A 20,491-nucleotide genomic window follows, 5' to 3' on the forward strand; every position below is an offset into this window, starting at 1 on the left:
AATGATTTATAGTTAAGAGAATAGAGGTGTTTGTAATGAATAATGAATATCCATATAGTGCAGATGAAGTGTTGTATAAAGCCAAATCATATTTAGCTGAAGAAGAATATGAATATGTTTTAAAAAGTTATCATCTTGCTTACGAAGCACATCAAGGTCAATTTCGTAAAAATGGGTTACCTTTTATAATGCATCCTATTCAAGTCGCGGGTATTTTAACTGAGATGCATCTAGATGGTCCAACAATCGTAGCCGGCTTCCTTCATGACGTTATAGAAGATACGAGCTATAGCTTTGATGACGTAAAAGAAATGTTTAATGAAGAAGTCGCTGTCATCGTCGATGGTGTGACGAAATTGAAGAAAGTAAAATATAGATCTAAAGAAGAACAACAAGCTGAAAATCATAGAAAATTATTTATCGCGATTGCTAAGGATGTCCGAGTCATCTTAGTTAAACTTGCAGACCGTTTACATAATATGCGGACGCTTAAAGCTATGCCTCGCGAAAAACAAATTAGAATTTCTAAAGAAACATTAGAAATCTATGCACCATTAGCACACCGATTAGGGATCAATACGATTAAATGGGAATTAGAAGATACTGCACTCCGTTATATAGATAGTGTGCAATATTTCAGAATCGTTAACTTAATGAGAAAAAAACGTAGCGACCGTGAAGCATACATCAGTAAAGCAATCGATCGTATACAAGCCGAACTCGATCGTATGAATATTAAGGGTGAAATTAGTGGTAGACCGAAACATATCTACAGCATTTACCGTAAAATGGTGAAACAGAAAAAACAATTCGATCAAATATTTGATTTGTTAGCGATTAGGGTCATCGTGAATTCAATCAATGACTGCTATGCCGTTCTTGGTTTAGTCCACACATTGTGGAAACCGATGCCAGGGCGCTTTAAAGACTATATTGCCATGCCGAAACAAAACATGTATCAATCGTTACACACAACCGTTGTCGGTCCGAATGGCGATCCGTTAGAAATACAAATTCGTACATTCGAAATGCATGAAATCGCTGAACATGGTGTTGCCGCGCACTGGGCATACAAAGAAGGCGTTCAAGTTAATGAAAAGACACAAGCGTTTAACAATAAACTCAGCTGGCTCAAAGAACTTGCTGAAACAAATAAGACTGCAACAGACGCAGAAGAATTTATGGAATCACTTAAATTTGATTTACAAAGTGATAAGGTTTACGCATTTACACCAGCAAGTGACGTCATGGAATTACCGTACGGTGCGGTACCAATTGATTTCGCTTACGCTATACATAGTGAAGTAGGTAATAAAATGATTGGTGCCAAAGTCAATGGTAAGATAGTGCCAATTGATTATGTGTTACAAACTGGCGATATCGTTGAAATAAGAACAAGTAAACATTCTTATGGCCCAAGTCGCGACTGGTTGAAAATAGTTAAATCTTCCAGCGCGAAAAATAAAATCCGCAGTTTCTTCAAAAAACAAGACCGCTCATCTAATATAGAAAAAGGTAAATTTATGGTAGAAGCGGAAATTAAAGAGCAAGGCTACCATGTTGAAGATGTTTTAACTGAAGATAACATCGGTGTCGTGAATGAGCGCTACAATTTTGCTAATCATGATGATCTCTATGCGGCAGTGGGATTTGGTGGTATCACTGCGACACAAGTCGTCAATAAACTCACGGAAAAGCAACGTATATTAGATAAACAAAAAGCACTCAATGAAGCACAAGAAGTTAACAAATCCATGCCGATTAAAGAAAACATTGTCACAGATAGTGGTGTTTATGTTGAAGGTATTGAAAATGTGCTAATTAAATTATCCAAATGTTGTAACCCAATTCCGGGAGATGATATTGTAGGATATATTACGAAAGGTCACGGCATCAAAGTACATCGCACCGATTGTCCTAATATCAGAAATGAAAAAGAACGACTCATCGATGTTGAATGGGTTAAATCTCGTGATACAACACAGAAATATCAAGTAGATTTAGAAGTATCTGCATATGATAGAAATGGTCTTCTAAATGAGGTCTTACAAGCAGTGAACGCGACGAAAAGTCAGCTTATCAAAGTTTCTGGTCGCTCAGATGTCGATAAAAATGCTATCATTAACCTGAGCATCATGGTTAAAAATGTAAATGATGTCTATAAAGTTGTAGATAAAATCAAACAGCTTGGTGATGTTTATACCGTAACTAGAGTATGGAATTAGAGGTGCAATAGAAATGAGAATTGTGTTACAAAGAGTCAAAAAAGCTTCTGTAACAAATGAAGAAATCAACAACCAAATCGAACAAGGTTATTGTTTACTCGTCGGCGTAGGTCAACATTCTACTCAACAAGATGCCGATGCATTAGCTAAAAAGATCGCGAATGCAAGATTATTCGAAGATGAAAATGGTAAATTAAATCTCAATATTAACCAAGTTGACGGTGAAATACTTTCTATTTCTCAGTTTACACTCTATGCAGATGTGAGAAAGGGGAACCGTCCTGGTTTTACAAATGCGATGGATCCAGAAGCTGCGAATGAATTGTACGAATACTTTAACGATGCTTTGCGTAGCTATGATTTAAATGTATTACCTGGTCAGTTTGGAACAGATATGTTGTTCGATATTGAAAATGATGGACCTGTGACCATTATTTATGAAAGTCAGGATGGCAAAGTGATATGACAAAGATCAAGCGTTGGTTAACGAAATATCATATGTTCAATGTGCCAACACTCATCGTTGCAATTGCGTTCATTCTTTTTGTTATTTTGCTTTTCCCGTTTTTAAATTATAATGATAAAGACAGCGGTAAGATTTACGTTACCGAAGACGCTGAAATTCGCACTGGGCCGAACGCGTCTTATCCTGAACTTTATCCCATCCATAAAGGTGAGCATTTTAATAAACTCGGTGAAAATGGCAAATGGATTGAAGTTGAATCTTCAGATGGCAAGCGTAAAGGATGGATTGCAGGTTGGCATACCAACTTGAATATTGCGAAAGATAAAACGCAAAATGAAAATCCACTCGAAGGTAAAACGATTGTACTCGATCCAGGACACGGTGGTGAAGACCAAGGTGCTTCAAGTAATACTGAGAATAAAAGTTTAGAAAAAGTCTCAACGTTAAAAACAGCGAAAGAGTTAAAACCATTGCTTGAGAAAGAAGGCGCTAAAGTCAAAATGACGCGCACAAAAGATGAATATGTGAGCCTAGGTGATCGAAACCTTAAGGGTGACGTGTTTATCAGTTTGCATAATGACGCCTTAGATTCAGATAATGCGAACGGTGCTACTGTTTTCTGGTTTAAAAAAGATCAAGCAGCCCTTGCTGAAACGTTGAATCAAAGTATTCAGAAGAAAGCCTTATTTAGTAATCGAGGTGCAAGACAGCAAAATATTCAAGTATTAAGACAAACGAATGCACCGGCTGTCTTATTGGAGCTTGGATATATCAGTAATCCTACTGATGAAAAACTCATCAATAACAAACTACATAGACAAATTATCGAACAAGCGATTGTAGACGGGTTACGTAATTATTTCATGGAATAAAGGACTTGCAAATTATAAAAAAACTCGTTATGATAATTAAGAATAATATATTTAAAACCGTACGTATTCTTGGGTGATTATTCACAATAAGGTAGCACAAATTGATTTGTGTGTAGAGACGTAATTCTTGGCTGAAAAATTACGCTGCGTAGTATAAATCATGGACACAAGAAGAGGTGCTTTAGTAACTTAAAGCCGTGTAACGAACGTTATTCGTCAAGAGTGGGTTATAATTAATTATAACCAATTAGGGTGGCAACACGGAATTTCGTCCCTTGTATGACATGAGCGTCATGCAAGGGCTTTTTTATTGCAAAAAGGAGTGATTGGTCGAATGATAAAAATCCCTAGAGGCACACAAGATATTTTGCCAGAGGAAACGAAAAAATGGCGCTATATTGAAAACAAATTACATGAACTAATGAAACTATATAATTATAAAGAAATTCGTACGCCAATGTTTGAAAGTACAGATCTTTTTGCACGCGGTGTAGGTGATTCTACCGATGTCGTTCAAAAAGAAATGTATACATTTGAAGATAAAGGACAACGTAGCATGACATTGCGTCCAGAAGGTACAGCTGCAGTCGTTCGTTCTTACATTGAAAATAAAATGCACGGTAATCCAAATCAACCGGTGAAACTTTATTACAATGGACCGATGTTCAGATACGAACGAAAACAAAAAGGCCGTTATCGTCAATTTACACAATTTGGCGTAGAAGCAATTGGTGCTGAGAACCCAAGTATTGATGCTGAAGTGCTTGCGATGGTCATGCACATCTATGAGTCATTTGGACTAAAACACTTAAAACTAGTCATCAATAGTATTGGAGATATCGATTCTCGTAAAGCTTATAATGATGCGTTAGTCGATCACTTTGAACCTGTGATTCACGAATTCTGTGATGATTGTCAGGCACGACTTCACACGAATCCGATGCGTATCCTAGATTGCAAGGTCGATCGTAATCATGAAGCGGTACAAAATGCACCTAGCATTACGGAATACTTGAACGATGCTTCACAACAATACTATGAAGAAGTAAAAGCGCATCTTGATGATTTAGGTATTCCATATGTAGAAGATCCTCATTTAGTTAGAGGTCTTGACTATTATACACACACAGCATTTGAACTGATGATTGATGACCCTAATTATGATGGGGCAATTACCACTTTATGTGGTGGCGGTCGTTATAACGGCTTGCTTGAATTACTCGACGGTCCGTCAGAAACAGGCATCGGCTTTGCACTAAGTATCGAACGCTTGCTCATGGCTTTAGAAGAAGAGGGCATCGAGTTAGATGTGGAAGAAGATTTTGATTTATTTGTCGTGACAACAGGAGAAGATGCAGACCGTTATGCAGTTAAACTTTTAAATCAATTACGTCATGATGGTATTAGTGCAGATAAAGATTACATGTCACGTAAAATGAAAGGTCAGATGAAACAGGCCGACCGATTAAATGCACGTTATACCATCGTGATCGGGGACAGAGAATTAGAAAATAAACAAATTGATATTAAAAATATGGATACAGGTGAATCTGACACTGTTCAGTTAGATAAAATCGCTGATTATCTCAAAGCACATAAATAAGGAGATTGATAAGAAATGAGTAAACGCACAACGTATTGCGGATTAATAACAGAATCGTATTTAGATGAAGAAGTGACATTGAAAGGTTGGGTACACAATCGTCGTGATCTTGGCGGTCTTATTTTCGTAGACTTACGTGACCGTGAAGGTTTTGTACAAGTTGTTTTTAACCCTTCATTTTCAAAAGAAGCGCTCGAAGTCGCTGAATCTATTCGTTCTGAATATGTCGTAGAAGTAACTGGTATCGTTAAAAAAAGAGATGCAGAAACAGTGAATCCTAAAATTCCTACTGGTCAAGTAGAGGTCCAAGTTTCAAGCATCGAAATTATTAACAAATCTGAAACACCACCGTTTGCGATTAACGAAGAAAATCAAAACGTAGATGAAAATATTCGATTGAAATATCGTTACTTAGATTTAAGACGTCAAGAATTGGCCCAAACGTTCAAAATGCGTCATCAAATCACTCGTTCTATTCGTCAATATCTTGATGAATCAGGCTTTTACGATATTGAAACTCCAGTATTAACAAAATCTACGCCAGAAGGTGCACGCGACTATCTCGTACCATCTCGTGTACATGAAGGTAAATTCTATGCACTGCCTCAATCACCACAAATCTTTAAACAATTGTTAATGATTAGTGGTTTTGATAAATATTACCAAATCGTCAAATGTTTCCGTGACGAAGACTTACGTGCAGACCGTCAACCAGAATTTACACAAGTGGATATGGAAATGAGCTTTGTCGATCAAGAAGACGTGATTGAAATGGGTGAAGCAATGCTTCAAAAAGTCGTGAAAGATGTGAAAGGGAAAGACATTCCTACACCATTCCCTCGCATGACTTATGATGAAGCGATGGCACGCTACGGCTCAGATAAACCAGATACACGCTACGGTATGGAATTGATTGATGTATCAGAATTAGGTCACACAATGGACTTTAAAGTGTTTAAAGGCGCAGTGGACAGCGGTGGCCAAGTCAAAGCAATCGTTGCTGAAGGTGCAGCAGATCAATATACACGTAAAGATATCGATGGCTTAACTGAGTTTGTAAACATCTATGGTGCAAAAGGATTAGCTTGGGTAAAAGTCGTTGAAGACGGATTAAGTGGCCCAATTGCACGATTTTTTGAAGACGAACATATTGAAACATTGAAACAATTAACAGGTGCAAAAGCAGGCGACTTAGTCTTATTCGTCGCTGATAGTAAAGATGTGGTTGCACAAAGTTTAGGTGCGTTACGTCAAAAACTTGCGAGAGATTTAGACTTAATCGACCCTGAAAAATTAAACTTCTTATGGGTGACTGACTGGCCATTATTAGAATATGATGATGAAGCACAACGTTATGTGGCAGCACACCATCCATTTACTTCACCTAAACCAGAAGACATCGAAAAATTAGATGATGAACCTGAAAATGCGCAAGCAAATGCGTATGACGTCGTGCTCAACGGCTATGAACTCGGCGGTGGTTCAATCAGAATCCACGATAGAGCATTACAATCTAAAATGTTTGAAGTGCTCGGATTTACAGAAGAACAAGCACAAGAACAATTTGGCTTCTTACTCAATGCATTTAAATACGGCGCTCCTCCACATGGCGGTATTGCATTAGGACTAGACCGATTAGTTATGTTGCTTACAGGACGTACTAACTTAAGAGATACGATTGCATTCCCTAAAACAGCCTCTGCAACATGTCTCTTAACTGATGCACCAGGGGAAGTTTCTGATGCGCAACTTCAAGAATTATCATTACGCATTAGACACTAATTAGACACTAAATTCAGGGCTTTATTTCTTGCTTATGTGGCTGTATGTGTTATGATGATAGGCACAAGATAGATATCTGTAGTGTTCGTAAGTTTGCTTTTTATTTGGGCCTAACACTCTTTGATCCGGGAGCCCAATAGGTTTTCTTGCGGCGCACATGCCTCACATTGAGGACTTGCAAACCAAGAAACAGGGCACTCACCTGTACACAGCAGGCCGAATGATCAAGCTATTACAACTACGGCATCAACGGAGTCTATCGGCACGTAAGGCTTTTGCCTTACGTGTTTTTTTATGGTGATTTTAAAAAAGGAGCAGTTGAATACACTCATATATTTACTTCTTTCTTCTTTGAGAAAATCATGCTTTGTTTAGTTAAACCGAAAAAGAGAGCCTATCATTAGAAACGATAGACTCTCTTTTTTAATTACGTTAAGATGTATATTTTTACCTCAATTGAGTGTTAGTTATTTTCTTTTTGTGATTGCATTAAGTTATCATATATCGTTTTGAACTGCTGTTCGCTTTTAGACGTCGTTTTAGGTTCGTAGTAAATTTTATTTTTCAATTTATCAGGTAAGTACTGTTGTGGCACAAAACCATTATCATAGTTATGCGGATATTTATACCCAATCGCACGGCCGAGTTTTTTCGCGCCGGAATAATGACCATCTTTAAGATGATCGGGAATTTGACCGACATTGCCTTTACGGATATCACTGAGTGCTGCATCGATGGCTGAAATACCTGAGTTTGATTTGGGTGAGAGACAAAGTTCTATCACAGCTTGACTGAGTGGTATACGTGCTTCTGGGAATCCAAGTCTTTCCGCTGCTTCAATTGCTGCAAGTGTACGTTGACCTGCATTCGGTGAAGCTAATCCAATATCCTCAAAGCTGATGACGAGTAATCGACGCGCAATCGTTGGTAAGTCTCCAGCTTCGATTAAACGTGCGAGATAATGAAGGGCAGCGTTGACGTCACTCCCTCTAATTGATTTTTGAAATGCGCTCATCACATCATAGTGCATATCGCCATCTTTATCGCTGACGAACGCGCCTTTTTGCAGACAATCTTTCGCATCTTGAAGGGTGATATGACGGGTACCATCTGTTTCATCCGCACTTAATACAGCGAGTTCTAAGGCGTTTAACGCGCTGCGGACGTCACCTTGACTTTGAGTAGAAAAATATTCCATCGCATCTTCGTCAACGGTTGCTTGATACTGACCTAATCCACGGTCTTCATCCTCTAATGCGCGATCTAAAGCGGTGCGAATATCATCATCTTCTAATGGATAGAGTTCAAAGATTTGTGCTCTTGAACGAATGGCCGGATTAATGGCATGATAAGGATTGGAAGTGGTTGCTCCGATTAAGATAATTTTGCCGCTTTCTAAATGAGGTAATAAGAAGTCTTGTTTCGCTTTATCAAGTCGATGAATTTCGTCGAGTAATAAGACGACTTGACCTGACATTTTAGCTTCCTCTACGATATATTGCATATCTTTTTTAGTATTTGTTACGGCATTCAGTTGTCTGAATTTACTTTTCGTACTCCCAGAGATCGCTTTAGCGATACTCGTCTTACCAATACCTGGCGGACCATAGAAAATCATTGATGATAAGCGTTCTGTTTCAACCATTCGTCGTATGATTCCTTTAGGTCCTACGAGATGTTGTTGTGAGAGGATTTCATCAATGTTATTCGGTCTCATTCGAAATGCAAGTGGTTCATTAGTCACTTCGTTCACACCTTTCTCATTCTATATTAACGTAAAAAATGATAGAATGGGAATAAATAGTTTTAAAATAAGACAGTTAGAGAGGTTATATAATGAAGATATCAACAAAAGGGAGATATGGATTAACATTAATGATTTCCTTAGCCAAAAAAGAAGGGCAAGGTTGTATATCATTAAAATCTATAGCCGAAGAAAACAATCTTAGTGATTTATATTTAGAACAACTTGTAGGCCCCTTAAGAAATGCAGGGCTCATCAGAAGTGTACGCGGTGCTAAAGGCGGTTACCAATTACGAATAGCTGCAGAAGACATTACAGCTGGTGATATCATTCGTTTATTAGAAGGACCGATTACTTTTGTCGAAAGTATCGATTCGGAACCCCCAGCACAAAAAGAACTCTGGATTCGCATGAGAGATGCAGTGAGAGATGTATTAGATAATACGACGTTAAAAGATTTAGTTGATTATAAAGAAACAGATAATCTCGATGGCTACATGTTTTACATTTAAATGTTGACATCTTCAACTCGATTATATAAACTACCCATATTCAATGAACTTTGCTCGAAAGGTACCTTTTTAACGATGCATACTTAGTAATTGAATGGTTAAGTAATCAAGTAACTACACTTTTTAATATTTGCGTTAAAAACATGTAAATTTGAATGTTTTTAGTTGATTTTTTAAGAGAAAATGTGTAAGTTATAATTACTTAATGAAAGATCATAAAAAATTGATAAATAAAGAATTAAAAATTATGTTTAACATTCAATGGCTGTGGTATTATCTGTATATACAGTCAAAGGAGGAATTACTTATGGCAGAGGAAAACAAAAAATTAGAACAAGCAAAAGGTAACGTGAAAGAAACAGTTGGTAACGCAACTAACAATAAAGATTTAGAAAAAGAAGGTAAAGAAGACAAAGCTTCTGGTAAAGCTAAAGAAGTCGTTGACAACGTAAAAGAAAAAGCTAACGACGTTATTGATAAATTCAAAAAATAATTTTAGCTTACTGACCAAAAAATCATAGAGTTATTTTATATTTGAAGTAGCCTCGATGATTAAATCATTGATTTTAAAAAACAACGTGAATACAAATTGAATGACTGTATGAATTGAGAGGCTAGAACCTATTGCGTTCTAGCCTCTTAAATTTTGTATTACGAATGAAAAAGTCCGCTTATACAAATTGTTCGATTTTGTATAAACGGACTTCTTCATTTTTAACTAATTTCTATTTCTTAACTTTATTTTTCATCAGTTAATGCACGTTTTAAACGACTGTATGATTCTTTTTGTAGATCTTGATCATAAATATAACTGACAACCATTAATTCATCGAAAGAACCATAATGATCCATAAATGCATTTAATTGTTCTTTGACCGTATCCTCTGAACCAATCAATGAAGTACGGAAACGTTGTTGCGCAAGTTCATATTCTCTTTCAGTAAGCACACTACGTAAATCTTCTGTGGGTGGTTGAACAGGTTGCATTTTACCACGAAGAATACTAATCATCACTTGTGCCTGTGTAGAGGCTAAGTATTGAGCTTGTTCATCCGTTTCTGCAACAATCGCATTTAAGCAGACAATCATATAAGGTTGATCTAACACATCAGAAGGTTGGAATAATTCTTTATAGATTTGAATTGCGTCTTTCATTTGTTGTGGTGCAAAGTGTCCAGCAAAGACATAAGGTAATCCTTTTCGAGCTGCTAAATGCGCTGAGTCAGTTGAAGATCCCAATACATATAAAGGAATATCTTTTCCTGCAGCTGGATAAGCTCTGACATAAGCTTGTTTATTTTCAGGACTGAAGAAGGTTTGAAGTTCTTCTATCTCTTCAGGAAATTGATACACACCATTGTGTTGATCACGACGTAGTGCACTTGCGGTCATCATATCTGTACCAGGCGCACGTCCTAAACCTAAGTCTACACGGTTAGGAAATAGTGTTGCCATCGTTCCAAATTGTTCTGCGACAACGAGAGGTGCATGGTTGGGCAACATAATACCGCCAGAACCCACACGTATATGATCGGTATGTTCTAAGGTGTGTTGAATTAATAGAGCTGTGGCAGAACTAACTAAATTAGGGGCGTTATGGTGTTCCGCAATCCAATAACGTTCATATCCTAAGTCATCAAGGTGTTGTGCGAGAGATACCATATCGTTTAAAGCATCTGCATCATCTTGTCCATCACGTACAGGAACAAGATTAAGCGCAGAAAGTTTCAAATTCTCCATTCAATGACACTCCTTCTTCTACAATTATTATAATTATAACAATGAAATGTTGCCACCCGTAAAATATTGCTCACTCTTGCACTCTGCATAATTTCTGTTAAAATTTTACAAGTGTAAAAATGGCAATTTAAATATAAATACTATAATGTATCTTTCATGAATGGTTAAAATATAAGCAATTTTAGAATGGTGAATCGTACAGTTAAACATCTTTTTTAATCTATTTATTCATAAACTGTCAACTAGAAAATTCATATATATGGTGCTATGATAGGGATAATGATTTTAAAAATGAGGAGTGTCAAACCCATGGAAGTTTATCTTGATTATGCAGCGACGACGCCAGTGCGTCCGGAAGTCATAGACAAAATGATGAATATTTATCAAAGTCATTACGGTAATCCTTCTTCGATCCATACGGTAGGAAGAGATGCACGTAAGTATTTAGATGAATCCCGTCGTACAGTTGCGAAATTGATTGGTGCTTCACCTAAAGAAATTATCTTTACGAGTGGCGCAACTGAATCTAGTAACACTGCGATTAAGGGCATCGCATATGCTAATCAAGCAAAGGGTAAGCATCTCATCACGACTAAAATAGAACATCATTCAGTACTCCATGTGTTCGAACAATTAGAACGTGAAGGGTTTGACGTAACGTATTTAGATGTGAATGAAGAGGGCATCGTCGATTTAGATCAATTACGCGAAGCGCTAACCCCTGAGACTACACTTGTTTCAATCATGTTTGTCAATAATGAGGTCGGCACGGTGCAACCTATGTATGACATCGATCAAATCGTGTCTGAATCTAACGCATTATTACATGTCGATGCAGTACAAGCCGTGGGACATTTAGACATTAATATGGAAGATTTTAATATCGACGCTATGAGTATCACGGCACATAAGTTTGGCGGTCCTAAAGGTGTAGGTGTGCTTTATGTTAAAGCCGAAACGCCGATTCAATATAGTCAGTTTGGTGGCGAACAAGAAACCAAACGTCGCGCAGGTACTGAAAACTTACCGCAAATTGTTGGGTTAGCTGAGGCGATGAACTTAGCTGTTAGCAATATGGATGAGAATAATGTACATTTAATGAATTTAAAAAATCAATTTTTAGTCACTTTACAAGAAAGAGCTATTCCATTTGAACTGAATGGTTCTATGACGAATGCCACAGGACATGTGGTTAACTTATATTTTCCATTTATAGATGTAGAAACGTTGCTCACATTATTAGATTTAGCACAAGTATATGTTTCAGCGGGTTCAGCATGTACCGCAGGATCAATGACACCGTCTCACGTATTAACAGCGATGTACAATGATGAAGATCGCGCAAACCATTCTGTGCGTTTTAGCTTTAACGAATTAACGACTGAAAAAGAAATTAAGACGGTAGCTGCAGAAATCCATAAAATATATCATCGATTTAGGGAGGTTAATTAATTGTCAAATCAAGATACAAGAGTAGTTGTAGGCATGTCTGGTGGCGTAGACAGTTCTGTGACTGCCTACTTGTTAAAAGAACAAGGATATGAAGTCATTGGCATATTCATGAAAAACTGGGACGATACAGATGAAAATGGTGTATGTACCGCAACAGAAGATTATAATGATGTAATCGAAGTTTGTAATCAGATTGGTATACCATACTACGCTGTTAACTTTGAACAAGAATATTGGGATAAAGTGTTCACTTATTTCTTAGATGAATATAAAAAAGGACGTACGCCAAACCCAGACGTGATGTGCAATAAAGAAATTAAATTTAAAGCTTTCTTAGAACACGCTTTAAAACTAGGTGCTGATTACGTAGCAACAGGTCATTATGCACGTATTCGTCGCCATGATGATGGACACGTTGAAATGTTACGTGGTGTAGATAATAATAAAGATCAAACGTATTTCTTAAACCAACTTTCCCAAGAACAGTTATCTCATGTGATGTTCCCAATCGGAGACATGGATAAAAAAGAAGTGCGTCGCATCGCTGAAGAACAAGATTTAGCAACTGCTAAGAAAAAAGATTCAACCGGTATATGCTTTATTGGGGAACGTAATTTTAAATCATTCTTATCTCAATATTTACCTGCACAATCCGGTGAAATGCGTACACTTAGCGGTGAGAAAAAAGGCATGCATAGTGGGTTAATGTACTATACCATTGGTCAACGTCATGGTTTAGGCATCGGAGGCGATGGAGATCCATGGTTCGTCGTTGGTAAAAATCTAGCTGACAATGTGCTTTATGTGGAACAAGGTTTTGACCATGATGCACTATATAGTGATTATTTAATCGCATCTGATTACTCTTTTGTTAATCCGGTCGACCTAGAACAGGGCTTCGAATGCACAGCGAAATTTAGATATCGTCAAAAAGATACAAAAGTTTTTGTTCAACGAGAAAATGACAAAGCCTTACGCGTCACATTTGATCAACCTGTTCGTGCCATTACACCAGGACAAGCGGTGGTCTTTTATGATGGAGATGTGTGCCTAGGTGGTGCAACAATCGATGTAGTCTATAAAAACTCTGGTCAACTCAGTTATGTATTATAAGTTGTGTATGTAAAATTAAATGTAAGCTTCATAAATAGGACGAGACAATCAAACAGTCTTGTCCTGTTTTGTCTTTTCACACATGTGTTTAAGTGCATGTTATAATGAAATGTAAGAAATGAGGTATTTCAGTGGAACAACAACAGATTTATCAATTAATCAAAGATGGCAAGGTTGAAGAGGCATTACAATCGCTCTTTGATAACATTGAAGCAAATCCAAAAGAAGTCGAAAATTATATTAATGCAGGTATTTTGATCGCAGAAGCGGGTGAAGTAGAACACGCAGAACGATTCTTCCAACGTGCGATTACATTAGATCCTGAGAATGGTGCGATTTATTATAACTTGGCGAATGTTTATTACAATGAAGGCCGCTTTAACGAAGCGATTAAATTGTATCAACAAGCACTTCAATTCAATATAGAAAAAGTAGACGCGAACTATATGATTGGTATGTCATTTAATCAGTTGGGCGCTTTCAGAGAAGCGATGCCATTTCTAATGACCGCAGCTGAATTAGAACCCAATAAAGATGCGGAAGTACAATTCCAATACGGTTTGGTGTTATGCCATTTAGAAATGTTTGAAGCGGCAGTAAAACAACTTAAATTGGTCTTAGAAATAGACAGTGAACATGTCGACGCACTCTACAATTTAGGCTTAGCAACATACATGTTAACGGAAGATACAACGCAAGCGATGCCATATTTTAAACAAGCAGTTGATATTGACCCTAAACATGTCATGAGTCAACATGCGATTAAAACATTTGAACAATTAGCTGAAGAGGAGGACTAACATGAAGGAAGGCCCTACATTGTTCGAGCAAACGACAGTGAAAGGCACTGTCGACACAATTGTATTCCAAAATAAAGATAATTTTTATACTGTGTTAAAAGTAGAGCCGATTGAATCAGATGAAACGTTTGACTCAACGCCAACGGTTGTAGGGTTCTTTCCTGACATTGTAGAAGGCGATGTTTATACTTTCAAAGGGCAAATTGTTAATCACCCTAAATATGGTAAACAATTGAAAGCTGAAACGTTTGAAAAGGAACTACCTCAAACGAAAGAAGCGATAATCAGTTATTTATCTAGTGATCTTTTTAAAGGTGTAGGCAAAAAAACAGCTCAAAGTATTGTCAATGCACTAGGGGAAAATGCCATTAACGACATATTGAACGATGAAACATTACTGTCTAAAGTGCCTGGGCTCTCTAAAAAGAAACAACAACAAATTGCTGCACAAATTAACTCAAACCAAGAAACAGAGAAAATCATTATCCGACTCCATGATTTAGGTTTTGGACCTAAATTAGCAATGAATATTTATCAAACATATATGAGTGATACGTTAGAAATCGTAGAGAAAAAGCCTTATCAATTAGTTTATGATGTGAAAGGGATCGGATTTAATAAAGCAGATACGCTCGCACGCAATATCGGCATTGCTTTCGACGATCCAGAGCGCATTAAAGCAGGTTTACTTTATGTGCTAGAAGAAGAATGTGTGAAACAAGGCCATACCTGCCTTCCAACGTCTTATGTTTATGAAATGACGCAAGATATGTTGTCTCAACCTCCTGAAGAAACGATTGAAGCTTCGTTAGTTGAAAGTATGACTCAAGAGTTGATTGAGGAATCCAAATTAATTGAACACGAAGATCAACTGGCCATACCTAGCCTCTATTACTCTGAATTAAAGAGTGTCCAAACACTTTACCGCGTCTTTAGTTATACACATAAAATGACAGAATTTGAATTATCAGATTTACAATTACATATCGGAGAAATTGAGGAACAACAAGAAGTGAGTTATGCCGCTTTACAAAAAGAAGCATTACAAACCGCGATAAATACGAAGGTCATGTTACTCACAGGTGGCCCTGGTACGGGTAAAACGACAGTTATCAAAGGTATTGTTGATCTTTATGCAGAAGTTCATGGTATTTCACTCGACTACGATGATTATAATGAAGATGATTATCCGGTGGTGCTCGCAGCGCCTACAGGTAGAGCTGCCAAACGATTAGCCGAAGCGACAGGATTAGAAGCGATGACGATTCACCGTTTAATCGGATGGAATCAAGATACACAACCCGAAGATATTTTAGACCATGAGATCAACGCTCGTTTGATAATTATTGATGAAATGTCAATGGTAGATACATGGTTGTTCCATCAATTTATGAGCGCAGTCCCGTTAGATGCTCAAATCATTTTTGTCGGAGATGAAGATCAGCTGCCTTCTGTCGGTCCAGGGCAAGTATTCAAAGATTTAATTGAATCGAAAGTCGTACCACGTGTGAATCTAACAGAGGTATATCGTCAACAAGATGGGTCTAGTATTATTGAACTCGCGCATCATATTAAACTTGGACAACCGATTGATATTACAAAACGATATCACGATCGGAATTTTATCAGATGTGGTGCAGAACAAATTCCTAACGTCGTCGAACAAATCGTATCGAATGCTGTGACGAAAGGTTACGATATGAGTGATATACAAGTATTGGCACCGATGTATAAAGGTTCAGCAGGGATTAAAAAGCTCAATAAAGTACTACAAGACATTTTAAATCCGAAAGCGAAAGACTCACGTGAAATCGAGTTTGGTGATGTGGTCTTTCGTAAAGGCGATAAAGTATTGCAGCTCGTCAACCGACCAAACGATAACATCTTTAACGGTGATATTGGTGTTATCGTTGGTGTGTTCTGGGCTAAAGAGAACGCATTGAATAAAGACGTGTTAGTCGTTGATTTTGAAGGTAATGAAATTACGTTTACACGTCAAGATTTAATGGAATTAACCCATGCTTATTGTACTTCAATTCATAAGTCACAAGGTTCGGAGTTTCCAATCGTTATTATGCCGATGGTGAAACAATACTATCGGATGTTGCAAAAACCGATTCTTTATACAGGTTTAACGAGAGCGAAACAATCACTCGTGTTACTTGGTGATCCTCAAGCCTTTGACATTGGCCTGAATACAGAAGGAAAAGCTCGGATGACACAACTCTGTACATTCTTAAAACAATACTTCGGTGAAGAGGAAGACAATAGTTCAGAAGAAAGTGATTCAGTAGCCACGGAAGAAGAAAGTGATGATGCTGAGACCCCGACACAAGAAGCTAACTTTGTATTGACGGAAACGAATATGTTCAGTATCGATCCAATGATTAACATAGGAAAAGTTACGCCTTATGACTTTAATGATGATTGACTTTAAGCTAGAAAATCAATACAATAAGACTATAAAATTGATTTATATAAAGATATTGATGTATTTGAAAGCATAAACGCATCAGACAAATGAGATCAAAACATGAAGACGAGTAAACTTTTACTACGCGCACAGAGATGTATCGGTTGCTGAGAGATACAGCTAGTGAAGTTGAACGCTACTTGATGTCAAATTCATAAATAACTAATGAGAGATAAGTTTGAGGCGTATTGACGTCACGACTTATAATTAGGGTGGTACCGCGAATGTTCGTCCCTTCAGTGAGGATGAGCATTTTTTTATGCTGTAAAAAATGGAGGATGAGAAAAGAATGAAAAACTTAAAAGCGAGCGAGATACGACAAAATTTTATTGACTTTTTCGTGGATAAAGGTCATATGGTTGAACCATCTGCTTCACTCGTTCCAATCGATGACGATTCATTACTATGGATTAATTCAGGTGTGGCGACACTAAAAAAATATTTTGATGGTCGTGAAACGCCACGCTTACCTCGTATTGTGAATTCACAAAAAGCAATTCGTACGAACGATATTGAAAACGTAGGATTCACTGCACGTCACCATACATTCTTTGAAATGTTAGGTAACTTTTCAATCGGGGATTACTTCAAAAATGAAGCGATTATCTATGCGTGGGAATTCTTAACAGACGAGAAATGGATGGCAATTGAACCAGAACGTCTATACGTTACAATTCATCCGGAAGATACAGAAGCTTACCGCATTTGGCACGAAGATATCGGACTTGAAGAAAGCCGTATCATCCGTATTGAAGGAAACTTCTGGGATATCGGTGAAGGACCATCTGGTCCAAACACTGAGATTTTCTATGATCGTGGTTCTGAATACGGTGCAGATGATCCAGAAGAAGAAATGTACCCAGGTGGCGAAAATGAACGCTACCTAGAAATTTGGAACTTAGTCTTTAGTGAGTTCAATCATAATAAAGATCATACGTATACACCGCTACCAAATAAAAACATTGATACTGGCATGGGTCTTGAACGTATGGCTTCTATTTCTCAAGATGTGCGTACTAACTATGAAACAGATTTATTCATGCCAATTATTCATGAAGTTGAAAAAATGGCGGATAAAAAATATCTAGAAAATGATACGTATGACATTGCATTTAAGGTCATCGCTGATCATATTAGAACGATCTCATTTGCAATTGCAGACGGTGCGTTGCCTGCGAATGAAGGACGTGGCTATGTCTTAAGAAGATTACTACGTCGTGCCGTGCGTTTTAGTCAATCCCTTGATATCAATGAACCATTCTTATATCAATTGGTTGATATTGTCGCTGATATTATGGAACCATACTATCCAAACGTGAAAGAAAAAGCAGACTTTATCAAACGTGTGATTAAATCAGAAGAAGAGCGTTTCCATGAAACACTTGAAGATGGTTTAGCTATCCTCAATGAACACATTGTGAACGCGAAAGAAACAAATAGTGAAATCGACGGTAAAGATGCGTTTAAACTTTATGATACGTATGGTTTCCCAATCGAACTCACTGAAGAGATCGCTGAGCAAGAAGGACTAACCATTGATATGGATACATTCGCTGCTGAAATGGATAAACAACGTGAACGTGCACGTCAAGCGCGTCAAAATTCACAATCTATGCAAGTTCAAAGTGAAGTATTGAAAAATATCCAAACTGATAGTCAATTCGTGGGTTACGACGTGATGGATCATGACACAACATTGACAGACATCATTTACAATGGTGAAGCAGTGGATCAAGCTGAAGCTGGCCAAGTTATCTATTTCGTATTGAGTGAAACACCATTTTATGCAGTGAGCGGTGGACAGGTTGCAGACCAAGGTACGGTTCAAAGTGATGCCTTTGAAATTGCAGTAACTGAAGTAACGAAAGCACCGAATGGACAAAATCTGCATAAAGGTGAAGTTCAATTTGGCCAAGTGAAAACAGGTAGTGCAGTTAAAGCAACTGTCAATCACGATGAACGTCGTTCTATTAAGAAAAACCACAGCGCGACTCACTTATTACATGCGGCGCTTAAAGAGGTTTTAGGTGATCATGTTAACCAAGCTGGTTCATTAGTAGAACCTGATCGTTTACGTTTTGACTTCTCTCATTTTGGTCCGATGTCACAAGAAGAAATTGATCAAGTAGAACGCCGTGTTAACGAAGAAATCTGGAATAGTTTAGATGTATCAATCAAAGAGATGCCAATCGATGAAGCAAAAGCAATGGGTGCGATGGCACTTTTCGGTGAAAAATATGGCGATATTGTTCGTGTCGTAGATATGTCACCATTCTCTATTGAACTTTGTGGTGGTATCCACGTAAGTAATACGTCTGAAATTGGTTTATTCAAAATCATGAGTGAATCAGGAACAGGTGCAGGTGTCCGTCGTATCGAAGCACTCACAGGTAAGGCTGCATTCTTATACTTAGAATCTATTCAGGACAAATTCAACGCTGTTAAACAACAAGTTAAAGCCAAAGCTGACGACCAAGTTTACGATAAAATAACGCAACTTCAACAGCATGACAAAGATTTATCAAAACAAGTGGAACAGTTGAATAAAGAAATAACAAGCCTGAAAATGGGTGACATTCAAGGTCAAGTTGAAGAAATAAATGGCTTCAAAGTCCTCGCAACACAAGTTGAAGTCGCTAATAGTAAAGCCATCAGAGAAACGATGGATGACTTTAAATCTAAACTCCAAGATACAATCATCATCTTAGTAAGTGATGTCGGTGGTAAAGTATCATTAATAGCAACGGTTCCAAAAGATTTAACAGACCAAATTAAAGCCGGTGACATTATCAAAGAAATGGCGCCTGTTGTAGGCGGTAAAGGTGGCGGACGACCTGATATGGCACAAGGTGGCGGTTCCCAACCTGAGAACATAACAGAATCATTACGTTTCATTAAAAATTATATTAAATCGCTATAACTCTCTATCCGTCTCGTGTAAAATGGAGACGTGTTAAATATATGCGTATCATTCTTATGCATTATAAAGGAGTGTTAATATGGCAAACTTTGATAAAACAATGAAATTTGATTATGAAGAAGTTCCAAAAGACGAAGTCAAAAAAGTACTTCTTAATGTCTACCAAACGCTAGAAGAACGTGGTTACAATCCGGTCAATCAAATCGTAGGCTATCTACTTTCTGGAGATCCCGCTTATATTCCACGTCATAATGAAGCTAGAAATCAAATTCGACGTATTGATCGTGACGACATTATGGAAGAACTCGTGTCACATTATTTAAAACAAAATTAGAAATAGGATTATATGTTAAAGCAAAAAATTATTGGATTAGATGTTGGAAGTAAAACTGTAGGCATAGCAATTAGCGATCTGATGGGATGGACCGCACAAGGATTAGATACACTCCATATTAATGAAGAAAAGAACGAACTAGGAATTGATCGACTCGTTGAGATCATAGAGAATGAAAATGTTGGGACAGTTGTCATTGGACTGCCCAAAAATATGAATAATTCTATTGGCTTTCGTGGTGAAGCTTCGTTACAATATAAGGAACAGTTGCAAAAAGCAATGCCCACTTTAGAAATCATCATGTGGGATGAGCGTTTAAGTACAAAAGCAGCTGAACGATCACTACTAGAAGCTGATGTATCAAGACAGAAAAGAAAGAAAGTCATTGATAAAATGGCTGCCGTATTTATACTGCAAGGTTATTTAGATTCTATACAATAAAAGGAGAGATTATC

At 37.5% G+C, this 20,491-nt stretch carries 16 protein-coding genes and 1 other RNA gene; 15 read left to right on the forward strand and 2 right to left on the reverse strand.

The window, feature by feature from the left end; genetic code table 11:
• Positions 1 to 35 precede the first annotated feature (35 nt).
• From ACSBRB_RS01030 to ssrS, 6 genes are all read left to right on the forward strand, one after another.
• Entirely contained in the window at positions 36 to 2,225 is a 2,190-nt protein-coding gene (locus tag ACSBRB_RS01030) for a RelA/SpoT family protein (RefSeq protein WP_435031221.1), read from the forward strand.
• A 13-nt stretch (positions 2,226 to 2,238) separates the two neighbouring features.
• Positions 2,239 to 2,691: a D-aminoacyl-tRNA deacylase gene (gene dtd, locus ACSBRB_RS01035; protein WP_435031222.1), complete on the forward strand. Its 453-nt coding sequence runs from the start codon at positions 2,239 to 2,241 to the stop codon at positions 2,689 to 2,691.
• Positions 2,688 to 3,563, forward strand: coding sequence for an N-acetylmuramoyl-L-alanine amidase family protein (locus ACSBRB_RS01040; RefSeq protein WP_435031223.1), 876 nt, complete (start codon positions 2,688 to 2,690; stop codon positions 3,561 to 3,563). The genes dtd and ACSBRB_RS01040 overlap by 4 nt, the downstream gene beginning before the upstream one ends.
• Before the next feature lie 334 nt (positions 3,564 to 3,897).
• Positions 3,898 to 5,166 (forward strand): histidine--tRNA ligase, encoded by a 1,269-nt coding sequence (gene hisS / locus ACSBRB_RS01045; RefSeq protein WP_435031224.1) that lies wholly within the window; start codon positions 3,898 to 3,900, stop codon positions 5,164 to 5,166.
• Positions 5,167 to 5,181: 15 nt separating this feature from the next.
• Positions 5,182 to 6,948 (forward strand): aspartate--tRNA ligase, encoded by a 1,767-nt coding sequence (aspS, locus tag ACSBRB_RS01050; RefSeq protein ID WP_435031225.1) that lies wholly within the window; start codon positions 5,182 to 5,184, stop codon positions 6,946 to 6,948.
• A 70-nt stretch (positions 6,949 to 7,018) separates the two neighbouring features.
• A non-coding RNA gene (ssrS, locus tag ACSBRB_RS01055) (6S RNA) lies at positions 7,019 to 7,208 on the forward strand.
• Between the two features lie 203 nt (positions 7,209 to 7,411).
• Here the strand turns inward: ssrS and ACSBRB_RS01060 are convergent.
• Positions 7,412 to 8,692 carry a replication-associated recombination protein A gene (locus tag ACSBRB_RS01060; RefSeq protein ID WP_435031226.1) on the reverse strand — a complete coding sequence of 427 codons (1,281 nt, stop codon included), beginning with the start codon at positions 8,690 to 8,692 and terminating at the stop codon, positions 7,412 to 7,414.
• 92 nt (positions 8,693 to 8,784) lie between these two features.
• On the opposite strand from ACSBRB_RS01060, the gene cymR reads away from it, so the two are divergent.
• A complete protein-coding gene (gene cymR, locus ACSBRB_RS01065) occupies positions 8,785 to 9,204 on the forward strand; it encodes a cysteine metabolism transcriptional regulator CymR (protein ID WP_059107222.1) in 420 nt (139 codons plus the stop codon).
• Between the two features lie 307 nt (positions 9,205 to 9,511).
• Positions 9,512 to 9,697 (forward strand): CsbD family protein, encoded by a 186-nt coding sequence (locus ACSBRB_RS01070; protein ID WP_059107223.1) that lies wholly within the window; start codon positions 9,512 to 9,514, stop codon positions 9,695 to 9,697.
• A 245-nt stretch (positions 9,698 to 9,942) separates the two neighbouring features.
• Here ACSBRB_RS01070 and ACSBRB_RS01075 read toward each other — a convergent pair whose 3' ends face one another.
• Positions 9,943 to 10,944: an LLM class flavin-dependent oxidoreductase gene (locus ACSBRB_RS01075; protein ID WP_435031227.1), complete on the reverse strand. Its 1,002-nt coding sequence runs from the start codon at positions 10,942 to 10,944 to the stop codon at positions 9,943 to 9,945.
• A gap of 309 nt (positions 10,945 to 11,253) precedes the next feature.
• Between ACSBRB_RS01075 and ACSBRB_RS01080 the strand changes: the two genes are divergently transcribed.
• The 7 genes from ACSBRB_RS01080 (at position 11,254) to ruvX (ending at position 20,477) form a co-directional block, all read left to right on the forward strand.
• Positions 11,254 to 12,396: a cysteine desulfurase family protein gene (locus ACSBRB_RS01080; RefSeq protein ID WP_435031228.1), complete on the forward strand. Its 1,143-nt coding sequence runs from the start codon at positions 11,254 to 11,256 to the stop codon at positions 12,394 to 12,396.
• Positions 12,397 to 13,509: a tRNA 2-thiouridine(34) synthase MnmA gene (gene mnmA, locus ACSBRB_RS01085; protein ID WP_435031229.1), complete on the forward strand. Its 1,113-nt coding sequence runs from the start codon at positions 12,397 to 12,399 to the stop codon at positions 13,507 to 13,509.
• Positions 13,510 to 13,640: 131 nt separating this feature from the next.
• Positions 13,641 to 14,309: a tetratricopeptide repeat protein gene (locus ACSBRB_RS01090; protein WP_435031230.1), complete on the forward strand. Its 669-nt coding sequence runs from the start codon at positions 13,641 to 13,643 to the stop codon at positions 14,307 to 14,309.
• Between the two features lies 1 nt (position 14,310).
• On the forward strand, positions 14,311 to 16,740 hold the full coding sequence (gene recD2 / locus ACSBRB_RS01095) for an SF1B family DNA helicase RecD2 (RefSeq protein WP_435031231.1): 2,430 nt from the start codon (positions 14,311 to 14,313) through the stop codon (positions 16,738 to 16,740).
• A gap of 331 nt (positions 16,741 to 17,071) precedes the next feature.
• The gene (gene alaS, locus ACSBRB_RS01100; protein WP_435031232.1) at positions 17,072 to 19,702 is read left to right on the forward strand and encodes an alanine--tRNA ligase; all 2,631 of its coding nucleotides are present in this window, start codon (positions 17,072 to 17,074) and stop codon (positions 19,700 to 19,702) included.
• Positions 19,703 to 19,781: 79 nt separating this feature from the next.
• Positions 19,782 to 20,036 (forward strand): IreB family regulatory phosphoprotein, encoded by a 255-nt coding sequence (locus ACSBRB_RS01105; RefSeq protein ID WP_059107230.1) that lies wholly within the window; start codon positions 19,782 to 19,784, stop codon positions 20,034 to 20,036.
• Positions 20,037 to 20,048: 12 nt separating this feature from the next.
• The gene (gene ruvX, locus ACSBRB_RS01110; RefSeq protein ID WP_435031233.1) at positions 20,049 to 20,477 is read left to right on the forward strand and encodes a Holliday junction resolvase RuvX; all 429 of its coding nucleotides are present in this window, start codon (positions 20,049 to 20,051) and stop codon (positions 20,475 to 20,477) included.
• Positions 20,478 to 20,491: the final 14 nt, after the last annotated feature.

Source organism: Staphylococcus auricularis, from assembly GCF_051172115.1.
GTDB classification, from domain to species: domain Bacteria; phylum Bacillota; class Bacilli; order Staphylococcales; family Staphylococcaceae; genus Staphylococcus; species Staphylococcus auricularis_A.

What these genes read in the sequence shown, in the direction of transcription:
- ACSBRB_RS01030 (WP_435031221.1), top strand. Translation starts at nt 36, where the DNA reads ATGAATAATGAATATCCATATAGTGCAGATGAAGTGTTGTATAAAGCC.
- dtd (WP_435031222.1), top strand. Translation starts at nt 2,239, where the DNA reads ATGAGAATTGTGTTACAAAGAGTCAAAAAAGCTTCTGTAACAAATGAA.
- ACSBRB_RS01040 (WP_435031223.1), top strand. Translation starts at nt 2,688, where the DNA reads ATGACAAAGATCAAGCGTTGGTTAACGAAATATCATATGTTCAATGTG.
- hisS (WP_435031224.1), top strand. Translation starts at nt 3,898, where the DNA reads ATGATAAAAATCCCTAGAGGCACACAAGATATTTTGCCAGAGGAAACG.
- aspS (WP_435031225.1), top strand. Translation starts at nt 5,182, where the DNA reads ATGAGTAAACGCACAACGTATTGCGGATTAATAACAGAATCGTATTTA.
- cymR (WP_059107222.1), top strand. Translation starts at nt 8,785, where the DNA reads ATGAAGATATCAACAAAAGGGAGATATGGATTAACATTAATGATTTCC.
- ACSBRB_RS01070 (WP_059107223.1), top strand. Translation starts at nt 9,512, where the DNA reads ATGGCAGAGGAAAACAAAAAATTAGAACAAGCAAAAGGTAACGTGAAA.
- ACSBRB_RS01075 (WP_435031227.1), bottom strand. Translation starts at nt 10,944, where the DNA reads ATGGAGAATTTGAAACTTTCTGCGCTTAATCTTGTTCCTGTACGTGAT.
- ACSBRB_RS01080 (WP_435031228.1), top strand. Translation starts at nt 11,254, where the DNA reads ATGGAAGTTTATCTTGATTATGCAGCGACGACGCCAGTGCGTCCGGAA.
- recD2 (WP_435031231.1), top strand. Translation starts at nt 14,311, where the DNA reads ATGAAGGAAGGCCCTACATTGTTCGAGCAAACGACAGTGAAAGGCACT.
- alaS (WP_435031232.1), top strand. Translation starts at nt 17,072, where the DNA reads ATGAAAAACTTAAAAGCGAGCGAGATACGACAAAATTTTATTGACTTT.
- ACSBRB_RS01105 (WP_059107230.1), top strand. Translation starts at nt 19,782, where the DNA reads ATGGCAAACTTTGATAAAACAATGAAATTTGATTATGAAGAAGTTCCA.
- ruvX (WP_435031233.1), top strand. Translation starts at nt 20,049, where the DNA reads ATGTTAAAGCAAAAAATTATTGGATTAGATGTTGGAAGTAAAACTGTA.